The sequence below is a fragment of the Pedobacter agri PB92 genome (assembly GCF_000258495.1).
GTDB lineage: Bacteria > Bacteroidota > Bacteroidia > Sphingobacteriales > Sphingobacteriaceae > Pedobacter > Pedobacter agri.
Genome location: NZ_AJLG01000333.1, coordinates 1 through 1,171, shown reverse-complemented (window position 1 = coordinate 1,171; position 1,171 = coordinate 1). Strand labels below are relative to the sequence as shown.

General features: G+C 32.9%; 2 protein-coding genes. One reads left to right on the top strand and one right to left on the bottom strand.

The genetic code is table 11. From position 1 onward, the window contains the following. Positions 1-558 precede the first annotated feature (558 nt). On the top strand, positions 559-747 hold the full coding sequence (locus ON09_RS23725; RefSeq protein ID WP_010603560.1) for a cold-shock protein: 189 nt from the start codon (positions 559-561) through the stop codon (positions 745-747). A 67-nt stretch (positions 748-814) separates the two neighbouring features. Here the strand turns inward: ON09_RS23725 and ON09_RS23720 are convergent, their stop codons facing one another. Next, positions 815-1,027, bottom strand: a complete 213-nt coding sequence (locus tag ON09_RS23720; RefSeq protein WP_238533799.1) for a response regulator transcription factor — start codon at positions 1,025-1,027, stop codon at positions 815-817. Between the last annotated feature and the right edge of the window lie 144 nt (positions 1,028-1,171).

Sequence of the window (1,171 nt, the reverse complement as noted above, 5' to 3'; positions counted from 1 at the left end):
AAGTCTGGCGAAATAAGCAAGCGTTGGAAACACTACCCTTATAAAAAAAAGGGAATGCAAGAAGAGCCCCTGGAGACCGTCTGAAAATACAATCAGAAAAAATGCACCGCAATTCTTTTATTAATAAATTACAAATTGTACTCTTGTAAAGTAATATCAGAATTAACACAAAATTGGTGTAAACTAATTCCAGTATTACTACTCAGAAGATGTAAACTAATTCTAGTATTATAACTCAAAAACGACAAGTAAAATCAGGACGTGACACTTGGCTGGGGATTACACGGAAAATGGTGACTTGTTCCTCTCTATAATGGCCATTCATTTCGCTTCGAGATGCGCACTAATTCCAATCAAAATGTACAGTGGACTGCTTTTGCTTTTAAGAACGGCTCTAAGATTTTCGGATTCTGTCCATCCACAATGTTTCAAATTGTGTGGGAGCTTAGTTTAGAGTTCGAATGGATGCTAAATGACGTTTCTATAGTCAATGTTTACGAGCCTTGGTTTTATGGCTTGTTTTTAGAAAATAATTTATAGTTTTAAAGAAAAAAGATAATGGCATCAGGTACAGTAAAATTTTTCAATGAATCTAAAGGGTTTGGATTCATTAAGACAGAAAGCGGTGAAGAAATATTTGTTCACGCATCAGCTTTAAAACAAGAACTTCGTGAAGGTGATGAAGTGACATTTGATATTGAGCAGGGCAAAAAAGGCGCAAATGCAGTAAATGTTAAATTGGTTTAAGATAGCCAAATAATATAATGTTATCCCTAATTAGGTGTAGGTAGTTATTTCTATCTGCATTTTTTTTTTATACCAATATCCCACATCGAAAGCAATGTGATATTAGGGCAGCAGTATTTTTAGTTTTAGTAATTACCATTAATTCTGCTCTTATACCTTCAACTGTTCGCTTACTTATAGAGAGTTTTTCTCCAATCTCCGCATTTGTTAATCCTTCTGCGACAAGTTGTAGAACTTTATACTGTTTTTCTGTTAATATGGAAGATCTGTTCTCATACATTTTTAATGTCATCATAAAGAAAATACAATGTATATTTCAAATTGTTGTGAAATATGTCTGTTCATTTTATTCTCTTAATTGCCACCAGGTAAATAAAATATTAACATTATTAGTTGATATTACAGCTAAGATGAGTGTGTACGT